Below are 18450 nucleotides of genomic sequence, written 5' to 3'. Positions count from 1 at the left end.
ACGAAACCTATGCGCGCACGCCCTACGACTAAAGTCAGAACGTTGGCATGCGGAACATTAGCTCAACGTTGCGATCAAGTGGTGTGCCTTGGCGCGTTAGGCCAAAACTGCAAATAGCATCTAGGCCACCATCGCTGCTGAGCTTTTGCAGACTATTTGGATCGAGCAGGTAAAATTGGCAGCGGTCATCGGCCTCGGCCAATTTGCGTGAGCGCTCGTAGGTATGTGTCAGCACAGGGCCACGTAGCGTGCCGGTGCCATTGCCGTTATCGAATAGCTCAATGAGGCGCTGCTCTTGCGGATGATCAATCAGCGATGCCGTTTCGACCTGCCAGAAGCCTCGGCAATGTGGTTTGCCATCGCTGGCAACTCCCGGCTTTTTGCATGCTATCGACGAGCTAATCTCTCCGTTAGTGCCGGCCAACTTGCCATCCTCACCACTAGTCACGGCAAAGGGGCGTACGCGATGCAAGTGGGTATGCCCTGCCAGCCAAGCCACCATATTCGGATAGCTAGCCAACTCAGCATTTAGCTCTTCTGCTTTCACCTCGATAGGCACGGCAGCGGCAAACATGCCGAACTCAGCAAAGGTTAAGTCGGGATGGTGCGAAAAAACCATTACTAGTTGCTTCGCTTTATAGGCTTTATCTAACTCATCTTTTACCCAATTAAACTGCGCCCTATCGATGGTGCCATCAGAGAGTGCTAGCGGATTACGAATGAGATCGGTGGGTAGCCGCGGATCAGTGCCATCAAGGACAGTGTTAAGCACTAACATGCGGAACTTGCCGCTAGTAAAAGCGTAGTAGCCATCGTTGCGTTTGTCGCCGTCATCACGGCGCGCGGCTTCAACGAAGTTAAAACCATGACCAACTGGCTGGCTGCTAGTTTCAAAAAACTCTTGGATGAACTCGCGCGGCTGAACAATATGACGCCGGCCCGTGGTCAAAAATGACAGCTCATTAATGCCCACGCCCAATGGCAGCGTGCCGCGCAAATAGCCATCGTGGTTACCAAAAGCGACATACCACGGTGTTTTTAATGCCTGGTTCTCACAGCCTGCATCTGTGCCATTACAGCGCAGAACCTGCGGTAGGCCTGGAGCTTGAGTCAATGTTTGGCGACTTGGATCGGTACCACCGTTATCATCGCGCCCTAGCTGCGCAGCCAGCTGATTGACGATTTGGCGCAATGTCCGAGTTAGCGTGAACTGAAAGCTTGGGTCACTGACATCAGGATCTGGGCTTTGGCTATCGGGCACGCCACGGCCTGTAAAGCGTGTACAGGTTTGCTGAATGACAAATGTCGGCGTGCCTTTAGGCAGGCCTGCGACACAAGACTTCTCAAATGCGCTCATTTGATCGAATGTGCCATCGAGATTATCGATAAAACGGCGGGTTTCGGCCAGCGTGGTGAGGTCGGCGCTATCGCCAGTGACGATCATAAAGGCCGCTGGATACTCTTTAATACAGTCGTTGCTATGGCCGATCATATTATTGAGCACTTCGTCTGAGTACTCTTCTTGCAGGCGCTGTGCTGATTCAAATAGCGGATATATCGGATCGGAAACGCCTAGGCCATTAATGGTTTGACCTTCGTCATCGATGATGTGGTCATCGGTGTAGTGTAAAAAGCGCAGCATCAGTGTGGCATCAGCCGTGCGGCTGCCAGCCGTAATGTCATTACGAGTGACGAACTGATCGGGTGCAAAGGCTTTGCAGTTGGCGGCTTTATTGGCAGATGCAGTTGTATCCGACGCCGGTGGATTCGTGACTCCCGACGAACTATTACTGCCGCCGCAAGCAGCGAGTAAACTAGCTAGAGCTATCGTTAATAGCGTTAAACGCATGGCGTGCCTCATTTTTTATTTTTATTAGGCGCGCCGCATGCGACGCACTTATTGATGATGCCGGAGCATGCTAGCTATTTGTGGCCAGTATCAGCGCTGCATTACAGACGATACAAAACGCCGGCTTGTAGGATGGGTAGAACTTTGTATTTAGAGAGCTCGTCTTCAATTTTGCGCTCTTCGTCTTGCTCGAGGCCGACGCATGTAATCGTGCATTGAATATTTGCATCAACCTCTGGCTTGCCGGCATACATAGCACCAATACTGAAGTGATAACCGAAACCGACTTTATCTAGCGGTGTCTCCCAACCTAAAGTGAAAGCGGGTGCAATGGACTGAGCAAACTCCGCTTTAACTGTCGCCGAACTAACGCCCGAAGCAGGGTCGAAATCTCGCCCCACCAAATCAACCTTACTATTCTGCGCCACCACGCCAAATGACATGCGGAAATGCCCACCAAACGGCGCCCAATTCACAAATAGCTGCGGATTTTTGATCGATATATCTGCGTCATAAGTCGCATCATCAGTTTTGACATCGCTAATGCTGCGATCAAGCCCTGTATAACCCGCCGATAAAGCCAAGTACTCGTTGAAGCCCCACTGCACCGTGGCGCCAGCACCGGCCAAACCCACCTGTGGTGTCACGCCAAAAGTGGCGGCATGCGAAATAGAAGAAAAAGAGGCAATAGCGATTGCCGACAAAATTAGTGTGCGCATGGGAATTAGCCCTACGGAAAATTAGCTTACAAAAGTACCACAAAGCTAAATTTTAGGCAGCCATGTGCGATGACTTACACAGCGGCTATGCCTTCCATTAAAAAAGCCCACAATTGCTATATCAATAATTTTGGATATTTGCTCGCGAGCAGCTATACTGCGCGCCAACCCGGCGATCGAGGGGCGCTGCAGCAGATTATTTCGGCAAGGAATATTCTGTCAGGCTCGATTGCATTTCTAGTCAACGGCGCCCGTTCGCTCGGAGAGTCTCCTGATGAACGCTCAAGTTAATCTACAAAATTTTACCGATTTTAAAGTTCGCGATATCAGCTTAGCTGCTTATGGCCGCAAAGAAATCATCTTGGCCGAAGCTGAAATGCCAGCGCTGATGGGCCTGCGCGCGACTTACGCCGCCAGCCAGCCATTGAAAGATGCGAAAATTATCGGCTGCATCCACATGACCATTCAGACTGCCGTGCTGATTGAAACACTGGTCGCGTTGGGCGCCGAAGTGCGTTGGTCATCGTGCAATATTTTCTCCACACAAGACCACGCCGCTGCCGCAATCGCTGCTGCCGGCATCCCAGTTTTCGCGTGGAAAGGCCTGACTGAAGAAGAGTTCTGGTGGTGCATCGAGCAAACTGTACTAGTCGACGACAAGCCTTGGGCTGCCAATATGATTCTTGATGACGGCGGTGATGTTACCGGCCTGATTCACCAAAAATACCCACAAATGCTCGAGAGCATTCACGGCATCACCGAAGAAACTACCACTGGCGTTATGCGCCTGATCGAAATGGCGGCCAAAGGCGCACTGAAAGTGCCTGCGATCAACGTCAACGATTCGGTAACAAAATCGAAAAATGACAACAAGTTCGGCTGCCGCCATTCGCTCAATGACGCAATCAAACGCGGCACCGACATGCTGATGATGGGCCGTCGCGCCTTGGTCGTTGGCTATGGCGACGTCGGTAAAGGCTCAGCCGCTTCATTGCGCCAAGAAGGCATGATCGTCCGCATCACTGAAGTCGATCCTATCTGCGCTATGCAAGCCTGCATGGATGGCTTCGAGCTAGTCTCGGCCTACAACGACGGCATCGTTACTGGCCGCGATGAAGACGTGAACGCCCGTCTGCTCGGCGAAACCGACTTAATCGTGACCACTACCGGCAACGATAAAGTCTGCGACGCGGCTATGTTGCGTGCGCTTAAAAATGGCGCAGTGGTTTGCAATATCGGCCATTTCGACACCGAAATCGACACCGCCTTTATGCGCAAAAACTGGGTCTGGGATGAAGTTAAACCTCAGGTGCACAAAGTTTACCGCACGCCCTTCGGCACAGAAGCCAACCCAACCGACCCCAACTACCTCATCTTGCTATCAGAAGGTCGTTTGGTGAACTTGGGTAATGCCACCGGTCACCCATCACGCATCATGGATGGCTCGTTTGCTAACCAAGTATTGGCGCAAATTTTCCTCTATGGCGAGAAGTTTGCTGACCTGCCAGCTGATCAAAAAGCCGCACAGATTCGCGTTGAAGTGCTGCCGAAAAAGCTCGACGAAGAAGTTGCTGCGGCCATGGTTGCTGGCTTTGGTGGCGTCATGACTAAGCTCACTCAAGCACAAGCCGATTACATCGGCGTGCCGGTTGAAGGTCCATTCAAACCTGAGAGCTACAAGTACTAATATGAGCCACTTCAGCATCGAATTCTTTCCGGCAAAAACCGATGTTGGTGCCGAGAAATTGCGTGAAGTGGCGCGTCGCCTAGGTGCCGTAAATCCTGAGTTTTTCTCAGTGACCTACGGCGCCGGCGGCTCCACTCGCGACCGTACCTTGGGTGCGGTGCGTGATGTGCAAGCGCTGGGCTATGCGGTCGCGCCGCACTTATCCTGCGTTGGCGACAGCAAAGCCGAGATCGCTGAGCTGCTCGATGGCTATCGCGAAATGGGCATTGATCGCTTAGTGGCACTGCGCGGCGACTTGCCAGCAGAAGTGACTGCGCGCAGCAAAGAGCTGCCGTATGCCGCCGACTTGGTGCGCTATATCCGCGAGCACAGTGGCGATCACTTCAAGATCGAAGTTGCGGCCTATCCGGAATGCCATCCGCAAGCCGCCTCGCTGGCCGATGACGTGCGCAATTTTGTCGCTAAGGCTAACGCCGGCGCCAACTCCGCCATCACGCAATATTTCTTTAACGCCGATAGCTATTTTCACTTCGTCGATCGTGTTCGCGCGACCGGCTGCGATATTGCTATCATCCCCGGCATCATGCCAATTACTAACTTCAAAAATCTGGTGCGTTTCTCCGATGCCTGTGGCGCCGAAGTTCCACGCTGGATACGCCAACAAATCGCCAGCTACGGCAACGACAGCGCTAGCATCATCGCGTTTGGCGAAGAAGTCATTACGCGCCTAAGCCAGCAATTGCTCGACGGCGGCGCGCCTGGCCTACACTTCTACAGCATGAACCAAGCCGAGCCCACGCTCGCGCTCTGGAACAACCTAGGGCTACCACGCTAATGCGTCTGCCGGCGCTGAGTACTTTGGCTGCTATCGGCCTAATACTGAGCGCCTGCAGCCATCAGCCCGCAAGCGACACAGCCGCTGTTTTAGCGGCCAATGCTCTGCGTCAAGCCACACCAGAAGCTGGCTCTGGCCGCTACCCGCTAAGCACAATGACTTCTGCCAACGCCATGGTGGTGACTGCGCATCCGCTTGCCACTGAAGCCGCGCTCACGATGCTACGTGCTGGCGGCAGTGCTATCGATGCGGCCATTGCTGCACAAGCCATGCTCGGCTTGGTTGAGCCGCAGTCATCTGGTTTTGGTGGCGGCGGCTTTATGGTTTTCGCCGAACCATTGCGAGAAAAAACTGCTCGTGTAACCGCGATCGATGGTCGCGAAACAGCACCTGCTGCAACCACTGATCGCCGATTTTTACGTGCCGATGGCCAAGCCATGGCCTTCGACGAAGCCCTGGCCAACGCCCGTGCGGTTGGTGTGCCTGGCGTCGTGTCTATGCTCGATCTGGCGCATCAGCGCTGGGGCAAGCTGCCGTGGCAAACCCTGCTCGCGCCAGCCATCGAGGCCGCACGCAAAGGCGTGCCGGTGTCGCACCGTTTGCACACGCTTTCCGCCACTGACCCTCTGCTAGCGCGCTCAAAAACCTTGGCGCCACTGCTGCTAAATCGCTCCGGCAAAGCTTGGCCAACCGGCCACTTGCTGAAAAACCCAGCCTATGCCGAACTGCTAGAAACGCTGGCCAAAGAAGGCCCATCAGCATTTTATCAAGGCAAGCTAGCCAAGCGCTTTGTCCGTGAGTTACGCGCCGCTGGTAGCGACATCACCGATAGCGATTGGTCTTCGTATAGCGCCGATGTGACGCCGGCACTCTGCCTGCCCATCGCTAGCTTTAATGCTTGTTCGGCCTCAGCACCCAGCGGTGGCTTTAGTGTGTTGGAAATGGTCAGCCTCTGGCAGCGCCATCAACAAACTCAGCGTGGCCCCGTGCTCAATACTCTTGGCAATGACCTCAGCACCGACTCTCTGCATGGCTTGCTCGAGGCTGAGCGCTTAGGCTTTGCTGACCGCCAGCGCTACGGTGCTGATCCGCGCAAAGTTGTCGTGCCAGTAAGTGGCCTACTCAGCCACTATTATTTGAATCAGCGTGCACGTCTTATTGAAGATTTAGCCGCTCAAGGTGCTGTACCGGCGGGCACGCCACATGGCGCAAAAGTTAGCGCCACTGATGGACAAATTCTCGAGTACGGCACTAGCCATATCAGTATTGTCGATACCCAAGGCCGTTGGTTGGCAATGACTTCATCTATCGAAGATCGCTTTGGCTCTCGCCTACTGATTCGCGGCGTGCTGATGAATAATCAACTCACCGATTTCAGCTTCGTGCCCACGCAAAGCAATCTGCCTGTGGCCAACCGTGTTGGCCCTGGCAAGCGCCCGCGCAGCGCCATGTCACCGACTGTATTGATTAATGATGAAGGTCGCCCTGTACTCGCCATGGGCTCGCCCGGCGGCAGCCGCATCTTAGGCTTTAATGCACGAGTGCTGAGCGCCTACATTGCCGGTGTGCATGATGCTAGCAAGCTCGTTTCCTTACCGATGGCGCTCAATCGCAATGGCCCAACCGAAGTCGAACGCACACTCGGCAGAGATGCGATTGCCGAACTCAAAGCGCGTGGCCACGATGTGAAAGTGGTCGAAATGGCCAGCGGCCATGGCGTCATCGTGCGCCGCGGTAGCATCTTGCAAGGCGCTGCAGATCCACGTCGCGAAGGTCAAGCTGCCGGCTTCTAAGCACGCTCATCGCCACGCATTGCCCCGCTCACAAACCAGTCTGCTAAAGTAGCGCCACGATGCCACCCATGCCCAGTGGTGGCCACACCTCAGCATTCATACTGGAGCAGGCATGTCTTTAACTCGGCAAATCTTATTAGGCCTCGGCCTTGGCCTAGTCGCCGCCGCGCTACTGTCGGGCCCTCTAGCGCCGTGGCAAGACGCTGCACTCAGCATCACAGGCGTTACCGGCAGCTTATTTTTAAATGCCCTGAAGATGGTCGCCGTACCGTTAATTGCCACCACATTGATCGCCGGCCTCGGCAAACTTGAGCAAGCGCCTGGGCGTTTAGGTGCGCTCACTGCCGGCTATTACGGCATGAGCACGCTACTGGCGGTCAGCATGGGCCTGATCTTGAGCAATGTCATCGCGCCAGGCTTACGCGCCGGCTTAGACCCCGAAGATGTGCAAAGCCTCATGGCACAAGCCAGCCTCTCACCTACGTTCGCCAACGGCAGTAGCGACTGGCAAAGCACATTATTAGGCTTAGTGCCGGGCAATATTTTCAATGCCTTAAGCGCAGGCAATTTGATCGCCGTTGTGCTGTTTTCGCTAGTCTTAGGCCTAGCGCTGCGCACATTGCCGACGGAGTTTCGTCAGTCGCAGCAAGTACTTTGGGATAGCTTGCAACACCTGCTAATGACAGTGACGCAATGGGTTTTGCGCACCGCGCCGCTTGGCGTTTTCGCTTTAGTCACCACCAGTGCTGCGCAAGTTGGCTGGGCTGCCGCCGAACCATTGGCCTGGTTCGTCATCACGGTATTGCTCGCGCTAGTGCTGCATGCCGGCCTCAGTCTTGGCCTTGTGCTCTGGCGTTTGGCTCGCGTATCGCCGTTGCAACATGCCCGTGATATGAGTCCCGCATTATGGATGGCATTTTCTACCGCATCATCGGCAGCGACTTTGCCGGTGACCCTACGCTGCCTAAATGATCGCGCAAAAGTGCCTTCATCTGTGACCGGTCTCACCGTGCCGCTGGGCACTACGATGAATATGGATGGCACTGCGCTGTATGAGTGCGTGGCGGTGCTGTTTTTAGCTCAGCTTCTAGGTGCTGATTTAACTATTGTGCAGCAGTTATTGGTTCTATTTTTGGCGCTAGCCACTTCAACAGGTATGGCCGGCATTCCTGCTGCCAGCCTTGTCGCTATCGCGCTAATCTTGGACCGCGTTGGGCTACCAGCCGAGGCATTGGGCTTACTGTTAATCACCGATAGACCATTGGATATGTGCCGCACCGCGGTGAACGTATGGAGTGATTCGGTGGCGGCCAGACTGGTGGCGTATTACGCGAAAACTGATTCGCCTGCCATGGCTCAAACAGTCACTCAAGCGCCCACCAACGTAGAGTCTTCGCAATGACTAAGCGCTCTAGCAATGCCGATATTTCGCGCCGCGATCTAGCGCATGTTTGGCACCCGTGCACGCAAATGCATGACCACGAGCAATTACCATTAGTGCCGATACGCCGTGGCGAAGGCATTTGGTTAGAAGACTTCGATGGCAAGCGCTATATGGATGCCATCAGCTCATGGTGGGTGAATTTATTTGGTCATGCCCACCCACAGATTAATGCCGCCTTACGCGAGCAAGCAGACACGCTCGAGCATGTGATTTTGGCTGGCTTTACGCATGAACCGATTGTCGAGCTTAGTGAACGCTTGGTGGCCTTAGCGCCGCCAGGGTTAACGCGCTGCTTCTATGCCGACAATGGCAGCTCTGGCATCGAAGTCGCGCTGAAAATGAGCGTGCATGCTTGGCGCAACCAAGGCTCGCCTGAGAAAACACGCTTTATTGCGCTGGAAAATAGCTATCACGGCGAAACCATTGGCGCGCTCAGCGTCACCGATATTCCGTTGTTTTCTGAGACTTATCGACCGCTGCTGCAAGCGCCGCTGCGAGCACCATCACCGGCAGCACCTGCGGGTGCGCCCGATGGCGATTGCGAGGTGTATTGCCAGCGCGCATTAGAAGGCATGGAGTCGCTACTAGCCAAGCATGCGCATGAAGTGGCTGCGGTGATTGTCGAACCTTTGGTGCAAGGCGCGGCTGGCATGCGCATGTATTCGCCGCGTTACCTCACGCGTTTGCGTGAATTATGCGATGAACATAATGTCTATTTGATTGCCGATGAAATCGCTGTTGGCTTTGGTCGAACCGGCACTTTGTTTGCCTGCGAACAAGCCGACATCACGCCCGACTTTTTGGTGTTGTCGAAAGGCTTAACTGCGGGCTATTTACCGATGTCGGTAGTGCTCACGCACGCGCGGATTTATGAGGTCTTTTACGACCGTTACGACACCCTGAAAGGCTTTTTGCACTCGCACAGCTATACCGGCAATGCGCTCGCCGCGCGGGTAGCATTGGCCTCGCTAGACCTCTTCAAGCAGCATGATGTCATCGCCGCGAACCGCCAATTGGCCTTGGTTTTGGCGGAGGCCATCGCTCCCTTACGTGATCATCCGCAGGTTAGCAGTGTGCGCCAAACTGGCATGATTGCCGCGATTGAGTTGGTACGCGACAAAGCTAATGGCACACCGTATGACTGGCGCGAACGCCGTGGCTTGGCAATCTTTCAAGCTGCATTAAAGCGAGGATTATTGCTGCGACCTATCGGCAATGTGGTGTATTTCATGCCGCCTTATATCATCACGCCCGAACAAATTCGCTGGATGGTCGCCACCGCGGCTGAGGCTATTGACGAGGGTTTGCGCGCACCGGCTGGCCGCTTTAGTGAAGCGGGGCCGAGCATGGCGTAGCCGCTACGACTATGCCGCGGCGAGCAACAACGCGTGCCGATATTTTTGATGAGAAAATCATGATTCGTTTATATGTAACCGCTGAGCAAACATGGACTGCAGGCATGACACTCAGCCTGCCAGAGGCCGCCGCGCATCATTGGACTCGTGTGCTGCGCGCTCGCATCGGCGACCATGCTGTACTGTTTGATGGTCAAGGCTGTGAGGCTGAAGTTGAGCTGATCGAAGTCAGCAAGCGCTCGGCACAGGTCACGGTTATTTCGATCGCAATGCCAGCCGTGGAGTCGGCGCTACACACGCATCTTGGCTTAGTGATGAGCAAGGGCGATCGCCTCGATTACGCACTGCAAAAAGCCGTGGAATTGGGTGTTAGCGAGATCACCTTACTCAGCAGTGAGCGCTGCGAGTTGCGTCTGCGTGGAGTGGAAGCTATCGAGAAAAAACTAGCACATTGGCAGGGTGTATTGGTCAGCGCTTGTGAGCAATCGGGGCGTAATACCTTACCTTTACTACATGGGCCAATGGCGCTGAGTGACTGGCAAACAGCAGTGGTCGCGACACAAAAATGGGTGCTAGCGCCTAGTGTTTCTGGCGGCCCAAATGCTTCAGACAAGCCTGCGTCAGTAGCGCTGCTCATTGGCCCCGAGGGTGGTTTGAGTGCTGCAGAAATTAGCGCGGCGCAAGCCTGTAATTTTCAACCTTGGCAGTTTGGGCCGCGAGTCCTGCGCACCGAGACAGCGCCAGTAGCGGCGCTAGCGGTGCTGCAATGGCTTTATGGCGATGCCGGCTAAACCAAAGCTTGCGCGGCATCCCACAAGAGTTTGCAGCCAACTGCCACGGTAAGTAGCTCAAACGCCCGCTTCACTACGCCGCTGCCATGACGCAAGGCCATGTGTGCGCCAAGATAGCCGCCAAGTAATGAACCCAAGAGCAATGCCGGCAGCCAGTCCCATTGCACCGGTGCTTGCTGAGCCAAGGCTATCGCGCCCGTACCATTCCAAAATAGCCCGACCAAAATCAGTGTGTAGGTCACCGCACGGGTGTAATCGAGGCCGAACCAACGCACTAACCATAGGGTGACAAACAGGCCAGTACCACTTGTCAGCGAGCCATTTAACACGCCGATGGCAAATAGCCCGAGCGCGCCAATGAGCATACCAGCGCGGTCGCGATTGGCTTTTTCAGCACTAACGCCCAAAGCTGGCCGGCGCCATGAATACAGACCAAGACCCAGTGTGAGCACACCCAAAGCACCACGTGCCAACGCATCTGGCAACTGCAAAATAACCTGCGTACCAACATAAACGCCGGGCAGGCCTGCCGCCAAAATAAACAGCGCAAAACGCCAATCAATGCCGTCACCGCGGAGATGGCGCAAGGTGGCACCTACACCAAGGGCAACGCTGGCAATTTTGTGCGTGGCTAATGCCGTAGGGAAGGCGAGACCAAGGAATAACAACACTGGCAGCTGCAACAAGCCGGCACCGCCGCCGGCGAGTGCCGATAGCGTATTGGCCAGCAGAGCAAGTCCAAATAGCAGGACCTGCCCGCCGGCATCTAGCATCGCGATTTAAGCTTTTTTCGGCAGACGATTGCTGATTAAAGTGCCCATACCATCGTCGGTAAAGACTTCGAGCAAACAGGCGTGCGGCACACGACCGTCGATGATGTGCGCGGTTTGCACGCCATTTCTGACGGCATCTAAAGCGCAGGCAATTTTCGGCAGCATGCCGCCATAAATAGTGCCATCGGCGATCAGTGCGTCGACATCTTTGGTAGTCAGACCGGTCAGCACTTTTTTATTTTTGTCCATCACACCGGGGATGTTAGTGAGCAAGATCAACTTCTCGGCCTTCAAGGCTTCAGCAACTTTGCCTGCCACCAAGTCGGCATTGATATTGTAGGAAGCACCGTCGTCACCAACGCCCACAGGCGCAATCACTGGGATGAAATCGCTCTTGAACATGAGCTCGAGCACATCGGTTTTGATGCCGGCAACTTCGCCAACCTGACCAATATCGACAGAAATATCTTCCCCAGCGGCATCCTTTTTCGACAGCGTCATCCGTCGCGCGCGAATCAAGTTAGCATCCTTACCCGTAAGGCCAATGGCGCGACCGCCGTTCTGATTAATCAGATTGACGATGGATTTGTTAACCGAGCCGCCGAGTACCATTTCTACGATATCCATGGTCTCGCTGTCGGTGACACGCATGCCATCGATAAACTCAGACTCTTTGCCCACGCGCTTGAGCATGTCGCCAATTTGCGGGCCGCCACCGTGCACCACAATCGGGTTCAAGCCCACCGTTTTCATCAGCACAATATCACGCGCGAATGAGTGCTCTAGCTCAGGGTCGGTCATGGCATTGCCGCCGTATTTGACCACTACCGTTGCGCCCTTAAAGCGCTGGATATACGGCAGTGCTTCGGTAAGTACTAACGCAACGTTGAGTGCTTCGTTATGAGAAAGTGCCATGTCTTTATGCTCGCAAAAATGAATTACTGACGGCCAGAACTGCCGAAGCCACCGGTGCCGCGCTCTGAGGCGCGAAACTCTTCAACCACTTCAAAACTGGCCTGCACTACAGGCACTAAAACATACTGCGCCAAGCGCTCGCCGGGCTCGAGCGTAAATGCCACTGAGCTGCGGTTCCAGCAAGAAATCATGAGTTCGCCTTGATAGTCGGCGTCAATTAAGCCGACCAAGTTACCGAGTACGATGCCGTGTTTATGGCCTAGTCCTGAGCGCGGCAAAATCAAACCAGCATAGCCCGGGTCAGCGATATAAATCGCCAATCCGGTGCGAATAAGCTGCGTCTCGCCGGGCGCTAATGTTAACGGCGCGTCGAGCAAAGCGCGCAGATCTAGGCCTGCCGAACCTTCAGTGGCATAGCTAGGAAACGGCAGTTCGCTGCCAATGCGCGAGTCTAAAATCTTGACTTGTAATGACTTCATTTCAACTTCCTAACGGTGATCTATTCGCTATTTAAGCGCCGGCGCTGCTGAGTCGATCAGCGAGCAACTGCACCAACTGACGGGCGATTTGGGCTTTGCTGGCTTTGGCCAAGTCGGCACGGCCAACGCCATCGCCCATAGGCCAAAATACGGTCATGGCATTATCGTCACTTTGAAAGCCAATGTCGGCACGCGAGACATCATTGCAGGCAATTAAATCCAACTTTTTGCGGGCTAACTTATCTTGCGCATAGGCTTCGACAGCGTGCGTCTCAGCGGCAAAGCCCATAACTAGAGGGCGTTCAGCGCGTGCGGCAATGCCAGCGACGATGTCGGGATTTTTCACCAGAGTTAGCGTGATCTCATCATCTTTGTCGCCCTTTTTGATCTTCTGCTCAGCAACTTGGGCGGGGCGATAATCGGCAACAGCAGCGGTGGCGATAAACACACTTTGCTCAGCGCCTACAGCGGCGACTGCGTCAGTGACCGCCAGCTCACATGCCGCCTGCATATCGCGAGCTGAAACCACATCGATGCGCTGCACGCGATCCGGCGTGGCTAAGTTCACTGGCCCTGCAATCAGCGTGACGCGGGCGCCTGCTTCAGCGCAGGCCTCGGCCAAGGCAAAACCCATCTTGCCTGAGCTGTGATTACTCAAATAGCGCACGGGGTCGACGGCTTCGCGTGTCGGCCCTGCGCTGATGACCACATGCCGGCCAGTGAGTGCGTGACTGGCAAATTGTTCGGCGCAAAGCGCGACGATTTCTAACGGCTCAAGCAAACGGCCCGCACCGACATCGCCGCAGGCTTGTACGCCACTGCCGGGGCCAAAAATCGCAATCTCGCGAGCTTGCAGGGTGATCATATTGTTTTGCGTGGCGGGGTCTAACCACATCTGCTGATTCATCGCAGGCGCTACGGCCTTACGCGCGCCACAGGCTAACCAACAGGTGGTGAGCAAGTCATTGGCCACCCCTTGGCATAAGCGCGCGATGGTGTCGGCCGAAGCTGGTGCCACTAAAAATAGGTCGGCCCAGCGCGCCAGCTCGATATGTCCCATGGCGGCTTCGGCTTTCGGGTCGAGCAAATCGGTGTGCACGGTGTTGCCTGACAGCGCCTGCAAGGTGAGCGGCGTGATGAACTCTTGCGCTGCCGCGGTCATGATGACTTGCACCTCAGCGCCAGCATCGCGCAGGCGGCGAATCAGATCGGCGCATTTATACGCCGCAATGCCACCGGTCACACCAAGTAAAATTCTTTTCTGAGATAGCCGCGCCAGCATGCAATTACTCCACATCGGGTCTATACCTTAGGTAAGCGCCACAAGCGCTGCCCTCGGCAAGGACAAATCGTGGGGCGAAAGATACCACGAGCTAGTGAACTCAAGGAGTAGAGATGAGAATTCAAGAATGGCCGCTCAACGAGCGGCCGCGTGAGCGATTGCAGCGTCAAGGTGCCAGTGTGCTTAGCGACGCCGAGCTCATCGCGATTTTGCTTGGGCATGGCATCGCCGGCTTTTCGGCAGTCGATATTGCTCGCCAAACCCTAAACACCACTGGCGGCTTACGGCAGCTATTAACCGCCTCTTTCGAGGATGTCAGCCAATTACCTGGATGGGGGCCGGCGCGCACCTGCCGATTAGCCGCGGCAGTAGAGCTAAACAAGCGCCACTTGCAGGCAACCGTGCTTTCGCGCGAATCCATTTGCAGCCCGCATGACACGCGCAAATTTCTCAAGGCGCGGCTTCGTGACTTAGAGCATGAAGTTTTTGCCGTGGTGTTTTTAGACAATCAACATCGCGTCATTGCTGTTGAGGACTTGTTTCGCGGCACGCTCGATAGTTGCTCAGTGCATCCGCGCGAGGTGGTTAAGCAGGCGCTGAAACATCAGGCTGGGGCGGTGATTTTGGCGCATAACCATCCATCAGGGGTGGCCGAGCCTTCGCCGGCCGACCGACATATCACTACGCGGCTAAAGGAGGCCTTAGCTTTAGTCGATGTGCGCACGCTAGATCACTTAGTGATTGGCGATGGCGAGCCGGTGTCGTTTGCTGAGCGCGGCTGGTTGTAGCGAGCGGCCATCGTGCAGATGGCTGCTCGCCGAATAAGCCAGTTTCAAGACCTCGGCTTACAGACGCATGGTCGACTGAGACTGCCAATCGATGTGCTCGACCCAGTCTGGATGCGCCGGCTCGGTGAGCACAAAGACGCCAAGGATGCCTGCGAAAAAGATCACTTTAAGCAGACGGTCGCCCCACACGGGTAGTTCAACACCTACTAGTGCTTGATGCGTTGGGCCGACCTCTAAGCTTCGCGGGTCGCGCAGAACCCATGCAAGAAGCAGCACAGCGGCAACAATAAAGAGCCATGAGCCACCAACAAAAAAGCCAAGGCCCATAAGCAAAGCCACGATCAATGGCATGGGTAAAAAGGCGCTCAACCAAACCATTAGCACCGCGATAAATAGCAGTGCCCAAGCGGTGATGCCGAGCAAAAATACACGCAACATTATCCAAACACGCCCGCCAGCACGGTATTCACCACTAAACAGCGGGCGGCGCGTCCAATACACCGCCAATGCTAATGGTCCGAGCAGGAGTAAGAGTCCAACCCAAGCCAATGGTGTGCGCATTTGGCGGCGCTGAGCATCTTGATAAAGCCAGATGCTTAGCGCCGCTAACGTTAGCAGTAGCGCGATCAAGCGGCTGCCTCGATATGCTCTGGATCGGTCGGGATATCACGCCCGAGATACAGATACATTGCCGGCACCACAAACAGCGTGAACACAGTACCGATGGTCATGCCGGTGGCAATCACCAAGCCCATGGAGAAGCGCGATGCCGCACCAGGGCCCGTGGCGATTAGCAAGGGAATCATCGCTAACACCAAGGCTGCGGTGGTCATCAACACTGGACGCAGACGAATCGCAGCGGCCTCTTCAATGGCCAAGCGGCGCTCATGACCTTGACGCTGGAGTTGGTTAGCAAACTCCACGATCAAGATGCCATGCTTGGCAATCACACCAATCAATGTCACCAACCCGACTTGGGTGTAAATATTGATCGACGCCCCCGGCACTTGGAACATAGCCGCGATATTCAGACACAGGAGCGCGCCGCAAATCGACATTGGCACGGTAATGAGCATGATCAATGGATCGCGGAAAGACTCAAACTGCGCCGCCAGCACCAAGTAAATGATGATAAGTGCGAAGAAGAACGTTGTTACCAGAGCCGAACCTTCGGTTTTGTATTGGCGCGACTGCCCGCCGTAATCGACACTGAAGTCTTTCGGCAGCGTCGTCCGCGCCGCTTCATCGAGCACGTCTAAAGCTTCACCCAAAGTCACGCCAGGACGCGGTACGCCAGAGAGTGACACTGCACTCAGCTGCTGAAAACGATTCAGCGACTGCGGCTGCACAGTTTCGCGTAACGTAACCACCGTAGATAAAGGAATCAGCTCACCAGTCACCGTCCGCGTGTAGTAACTCTCCAGTTGACCTGGGTTCAAACGTTCACTGCGAGTAACCTGTGGAATGACTTTGTACGAGCGCGACTCCATGCTGAAGCGATTGGCATAGCCGCCAGATAGCATGGCCGACATATCGGCAGCAAGCGTATTCATATTGATGCCCAGCAATGCCGCCTTCTCACGATCAACCTCTACCTTCACCTGTGGTTTATCGATCTTCAGATCGCTTCGCATAAAGATGAACTTTTTACTCGCCATCGCCTTTGCCAAGACCTCATCGCCAGCACTCAGCATAGCCTCAGGGCTGGCCGTACCAGTAATGATGAACTCAACAGGAAAACCATTACCACCACTTGGCAGCGAGGGCGGGGAGAACGCCGCATTTTGCAGGCCCGCAATTTGACTCACTTTACCCGTGGCCTCCTTGAGCACCTCTTTAGTCGTGCGCTCCCGCTCAGTCCACGGCTTCATAACCACACCAGAGATAGCGGTGTTACTGCCCACTGCCGAGCCACCGCCGCCGACACCATTCAGCAGAAAGTAGTTCTCTTTCTCAGGAATGGCGTTGACGATCTTCGTTAACTCATCGGTAAATGAGGTCAGATAATCCAGTGATGAAAACGAGTCGCTTTGAGAGAATATCAAGAAAAAGCCCTGATCCTCTTCCGGCGCAAGCTCAGAGGGAGAGGCCTTAAACAAGAAGAAGCACGAGATCAAAACAATGATGCCAAAGGTCAAGATAACGTGCTTGTCATCCATCGCACCGTGCAATTTACGCTGATAGCCATGGCGTAATTTATCGAACTTCTCATCTAGCCAATGCGCAAAGCGATTACTTTTTTCCTCGCTAGGCGCGCGCAATAACATTGCCGACATCATCGGCGACAACGTCAGTGCAATAACGCCCGAGAGCAAAACCGCGCCCGCCAGCGTAAAGGCAAACTCAACAAATAATGTGCCCGTCAGACCGCCAATAAAGCCGATTGGCAAGTACACCGCGACCAACGTGATGGTCATCGCAATAACCGGCCCAAGCAGCTCGCGCGCACCTTTGATGGCGGCATCGAAAGGCTTAATGCCATTTTCGATGTGACGATGGATATTCTCCAGCACAATGATGGCGTCATCGACCACCATACCAATCGCTAACACCATAGACAGCAAGGTCAGCAAATTGATCGAGAAACCCATCAGCTGCATCAAGAAACAAGCACCAATCATCGACAGCGGTACGGTGACGGCCGGAATCAAGACACTGCGCAACGAGCCCAAGAACAGATAAATCACCACGATAACAATCAGCACCGCTTCGATTAAGGTCTTGATAACCTCTTGGATGGCGTCGTTGATATAGCGTGTGGAATCGTAAGGGATGTTTGCGTTCAAGCCTTCGGGTAACTGCGCAATAATTTGCGGCCAAACGTTATCGCGTACGTCTTTAATGACATCGAGCGAGTTCGCATCGGGGGCTACTTCGATACCCATAAAGGTCGCGCTTTTGCCGTTAAACGAGACGTCAGTGCTGTAGTTTTCCGAGCCCAACACCACATCGGCAATATCGCCTAAGCGAATAATCGCGCCATCTGCCGAGCGCACTACCAAGGCGCGGAACTGCTCAGGCGTGTTGAGGTCAGTGGAGGCGGTTAAATCAACCTGCACCATTGAGCCTTTAGTCGCGCCAAGTGCTGCCAACACGTTATTACTTCGCAAAGCGTTATAAACATCGCTGGCAGTAATACCGAGCGCGGCCATACGTTCCGGCTTCATCCAAATGCGCATAGCAAAAGTACGATCGCCTAAAATACGCGCGCGCTGAACCCCGGGCACAGTGGCGAGCTTGGGCTCGACCACACGCACTAGATAGTCAGTGATTTGGTTATTGTCGAGAATGTCAGAATAAAACGACAAATACATCGCCGCCGTGGTGTCACCCACCGACAGTTCAACGACCGAATCTTCGGAGTTTTCTGGCAGCTGGTTGCGTAGTTTATTGACCTTGGCAGCGATCTGCGTGAGCGCCACATTGGGGTCGTAATCTAGACGCAAATAGGCCTGAATCGAGCTCACACCCGACAAGCTAGTCGACTTTATATAATCGATGCCTTGTGCCGAGGCGATCTCACGCTCCAATGGCGTAGTGATAAAGCCCTGCACCAAGTCGGCATCAGCACCAACATAGGTTGTCACCACATTGATGACGGCGTTTTGTAGCTCGGGGTATTGGCGCACGTTTAAGTCAGTGGCCGAGCGCAGCCCGAGCAATAGAATGATCAGGCTGACAACAATCGCCAGCACCGGTCGCTTAATGAAAATATCGGTAAATTTCATGTCGGTCTCGGC

The 18450-nt window shown here is 54.6% G+C and carries 15 protein-coding genes and 1 riboswitch; of the genes, 7 read left to right on the top strand and 8 right to left on the bottom strand.

What is annotated here, in order from left to right:
- Positions 1-34: 34 nt before the first annotated feature.
- Complete coding sequence (locus ACFQ0F_RS10565) at positions 35-1849, bottom strand: metallophosphoesterase family protein (protein ID WP_379071884.1); 1815 nt, start codon at positions 1847-1849, stop codon at positions 35-37.
- A 101-nt stretch (positions 1850-1950) separates the two neighbouring features.
- The gene (locus tag ACFQ0F_RS10560) at positions 1951-2568 is read right to left on the bottom strand and encodes a hypothetical protein (protein WP_379071881.1); all 618 of its coding nucleotides are present in this window, start codon (positions 2566-2568) and stop codon (positions 1951-1953) included.
- A gap of 172 nt (positions 2569-2740) precedes the next feature.
- Positions 2741-2828: riboswitch (S-adenosyl-L-homocysteine riboswitch) on the top strand.
- Between the two features lie 14 nt (positions 2829-2842).
- Here ACFQ0F_RS10560 and ahcY point away from each other — a divergent pair.
- From ahcY to ACFQ0F_RS10530, 6 genes are all read left to right on the top strand, one after another.
- Positions 2843-4255 (top strand): adenosylhomocysteinase, encoded by a 1413-nt coding sequence (gene ahcY / locus ACFQ0F_RS10555; protein WP_340675737.1) that lies wholly within the window; start codon positions 2843-2845, stop codon positions 4253-4255.
- Position 4256: 1 nt separating this feature from the next.
- Positions 4257-5090, top strand: coding sequence for a methylenetetrahydrofolate reductase [NAD(P)H] (metF, locus tag ACFQ0F_RS10550; RefSeq protein WP_379071878.1), 834 nt, complete (start codon positions 4257-4259; stop codon positions 5088-5090).
- The gene (locus ACFQ0F_RS10545; RefSeq protein ID WP_379071875.1) at positions 5090-6883 is read left to right on the top strand and encodes a gamma-glutamyltransferase family protein; all 1794 of its coding nucleotides are present in this window, start codon (positions 5090-5092) and stop codon (positions 6881-6883) included. The genes metF and ACFQ0F_RS10545 overlap by 1 nt, the downstream gene beginning before the upstream one ends.
- 112 nt (positions 6884-6995) lie before the next feature.
- A complete protein-coding gene (locus ACFQ0F_RS10540; RefSeq protein ID WP_379071872.1) occupies positions 6996-8285 on the top strand; it encodes a dicarboxylate/amino acid:cation symporter in 1290 nt (429 codons plus the stop codon).
- Positions 8282-9682 carry an adenosylmethionine--8-amino-7-oxononanoate transaminase gene (locus ACFQ0F_RS10535; RefSeq protein WP_340675741.1) on the top strand — a complete coding sequence of 467 codons (1401 nt, stop codon included), beginning with the start codon at positions 8282-8284 and terminating at the stop codon, positions 9680-9682. Before ACFQ0F_RS10540 ends, ACFQ0F_RS10535 begins: the two co-directional genes overlap by 4 nt.
- Positions 9683-9741: 59 nt before the next feature.
- Positions 9742-10473 (top strand): 16S rRNA (uracil(1498)-N(3))-methyltransferase, encoded by a 732-nt coding sequence (locus ACFQ0F_RS10530; protein WP_379071869.1) that lies wholly within the window; start codon positions 9742-9744, stop codon positions 10471-10473.
- Here ACFQ0F_RS10530 and ACFQ0F_RS10525 read toward each other — a convergent pair.
- Genes ACFQ0F_RS10525 through coaBC form a run of 4 tightly spaced genes read right to left on the bottom strand, consistent with a single transcriptional unit; the run spans position 10470 to position 13922 of the window.
- Positions 10470-11246 carry a sulfite exporter TauE/SafE family protein gene (locus ACFQ0F_RS10525; protein ID WP_340675743.1) on the bottom strand — a complete coding sequence of 259 codons (777 nt, stop codon included), beginning with the start codon at positions 11244-11246 and terminating at the stop codon, positions 10470-10472. The genes ACFQ0F_RS10530 and ACFQ0F_RS10525 overlap by 4 nt on opposite strands.
- A 6-nt stretch (positions 11247-11252) precedes the next feature.
- Positions 11253-12161, bottom strand: coding sequence for an acetylglutamate kinase (gene argB / locus ACFQ0F_RS10520; protein ID WP_340675744.1), 909 nt, complete (start codon positions 12159-12161; stop codon positions 11253-11255).
- Between the two features lie 23 nt (positions 12162-12184).
- Positions 12185-12640, bottom strand: a complete 456-nt coding sequence (dut, locus tag ACFQ0F_RS10515) for a dUTP diphosphatase (protein ID WP_379071866.1) — start codon at positions 12638-12640, stop codon at positions 12185-12187.
- Between the two features lie 31 nt (positions 12641-12671).
- Positions 12672-13922 carry a bifunctional phosphopantothenoylcysteine decarboxylase/phosphopantothenate--cysteine ligase CoaBC gene (coaBC, locus tag ACFQ0F_RS10510; RefSeq protein ID WP_379071863.1) on the bottom strand — a complete coding sequence of 417 codons (1251 nt, stop codon included), beginning with the start codon at positions 13920-13922 and terminating at the stop codon, positions 12672-12674.
- A 113-nt stretch (positions 13923-14035) separates the two neighbouring features.
- Here coaBC and radC point away from each other — a divergent pair, with 113 nt between their 5' ends.
- A complete protein-coding gene (gene radC / locus ACFQ0F_RS10505) occupies positions 14036-14710 on the top strand; it encodes a RadC family protein (protein ID WP_340675747.1) in 675 nt (224 codons plus the stop codon).
- 57 nt (positions 14711-14767) lie between these two features.
- Here the strand turns inward: radC and ACFQ0F_RS10500 are convergent, their stop codons facing one another.
- Positions 14768-15340: a hypothetical protein gene (locus tag ACFQ0F_RS10500; protein ID WP_340675748.1), complete on the bottom strand. Its 573-nt coding sequence runs from the start codon at positions 15338-15340 to the stop codon at positions 14768-14770.
- Complete coding sequence (locus ACFQ0F_RS10495) at positions 15337-18438, bottom strand: efflux RND transporter permease subunit (RefSeq protein ID WP_379071859.1); 3102 nt, start codon at positions 18436-18438, stop codon at positions 15337-15339. Before ACFQ0F_RS10495 ends, ACFQ0F_RS10500 begins: the two co-directional genes overlap by 4 nt.
- Positions 18439-18450: the final 12 nt, after the last annotated feature.

The organism is Paraperlucidibaca wandonensis, assembly GCF_042677145.1.
Taxonomy (GTDB): domain Bacteria; phylum Pseudomonadota; class Gammaproteobacteria; order Pseudomonadales; family Moraxellaceae; genus Perlucidibaca; species Perlucidibaca wandonensis.
The sequence above is the reverse complement of the archived record's forward strand: the minus strand, read 5'-3'. Positions and strand labels throughout refer to the sequence as shown.

Bases quoted from the DNA above. Each gene is read 5' to 3' on its own strand.
- ACFQ0F_RS10525 (WP_340675743.1), bottom strand. From the start codon at position 11,246: ATGCTAGATGCCGGCGGGCAGGTCCTGCTATTTGGACTTGCTCTGCTG.
- argB (WP_340675744.1), bottom strand. From the start codon at position 12,161: ATGGCACTTTCTCATAACGAAGCACTCAACGTTGCGTTAGTACTTACC.
- ACFQ0F_RS10495 (WP_379071859.1), bottom strand. From the start codon at position 18,438: ATGAAATTTACCGATATTTTCATTAAGCGACCGGTGCTGGCGATTGTT.
- metF (WP_379071878.1), top strand. From the start codon at position 4,257: ATGAGCCACTTCAGCATCGAATTCTTTCCGGCAAAAACCGATGTTGGT.
- ACFQ0F_RS10530 (WP_379071869.1), top strand. From the start codon at position 9,742: ATGATTCGTTTATATGTAACCGCTGAGCAAACATGGACTGCAGGCATG.
- radC (WP_340675747.1), top strand. From the start codon at position 14,036: ATGAGAATTCAAGAATGGCCGCTCAACGAGCGGCCGCGTGAGCGATTG.
- ACFQ0F_RS10560 (WP_379071881.1), bottom strand. From the start codon at position 2,568: ATGCGCACACTAATTTTGTCGGCAATCGCTATTGCCTCTTTTTCTTCT.
- ACFQ0F_RS10545 (WP_379071875.1), top strand. From the start codon at position 5,090: ATGCGTCTGCCGGCGCTGAGTACTTTGGCTGCTATCGGCCTAATACTG.
- ACFQ0F_RS10535 (WP_340675741.1), top strand. From the start codon at position 8,282: ATGACTAAGCGCTCTAGCAATGCCGATATTTCGCGCCGCGATCTAGCG.
- coaBC (WP_379071863.1), bottom strand. From the start codon at position 13,922: ATGCTGGCGCGGCTATCTCAGAAAAGAATTTTACTTGGTGTGACCGGT.
- ACFQ0F_RS10540 (WP_379071872.1), top strand. From the start codon at position 6,996: ATGTCTTTAACTCGGCAAATCTTATTAGGCCTCGGCCTTGGCCTAGTC.
- ACFQ0F_RS10565 (WP_379071884.1), bottom strand. From the start codon at position 1,849: ATGCGTTTAACGCTATTAACGATAGCTCTAGCTAGTTTACTCGCTGCT.
- dut (WP_379071866.1), bottom strand. From the start codon at position 12,640: ATGAAGTCATTACAAGTCAAGATTTTAGACTCGCGCATTGGCAGCGAA.
- ahcY (WP_340675737.1), top strand. From the start codon at position 2,843: ATGAACGCTCAAGTTAATCTACAAAATTTTACCGATTTTAAAGTTCGC.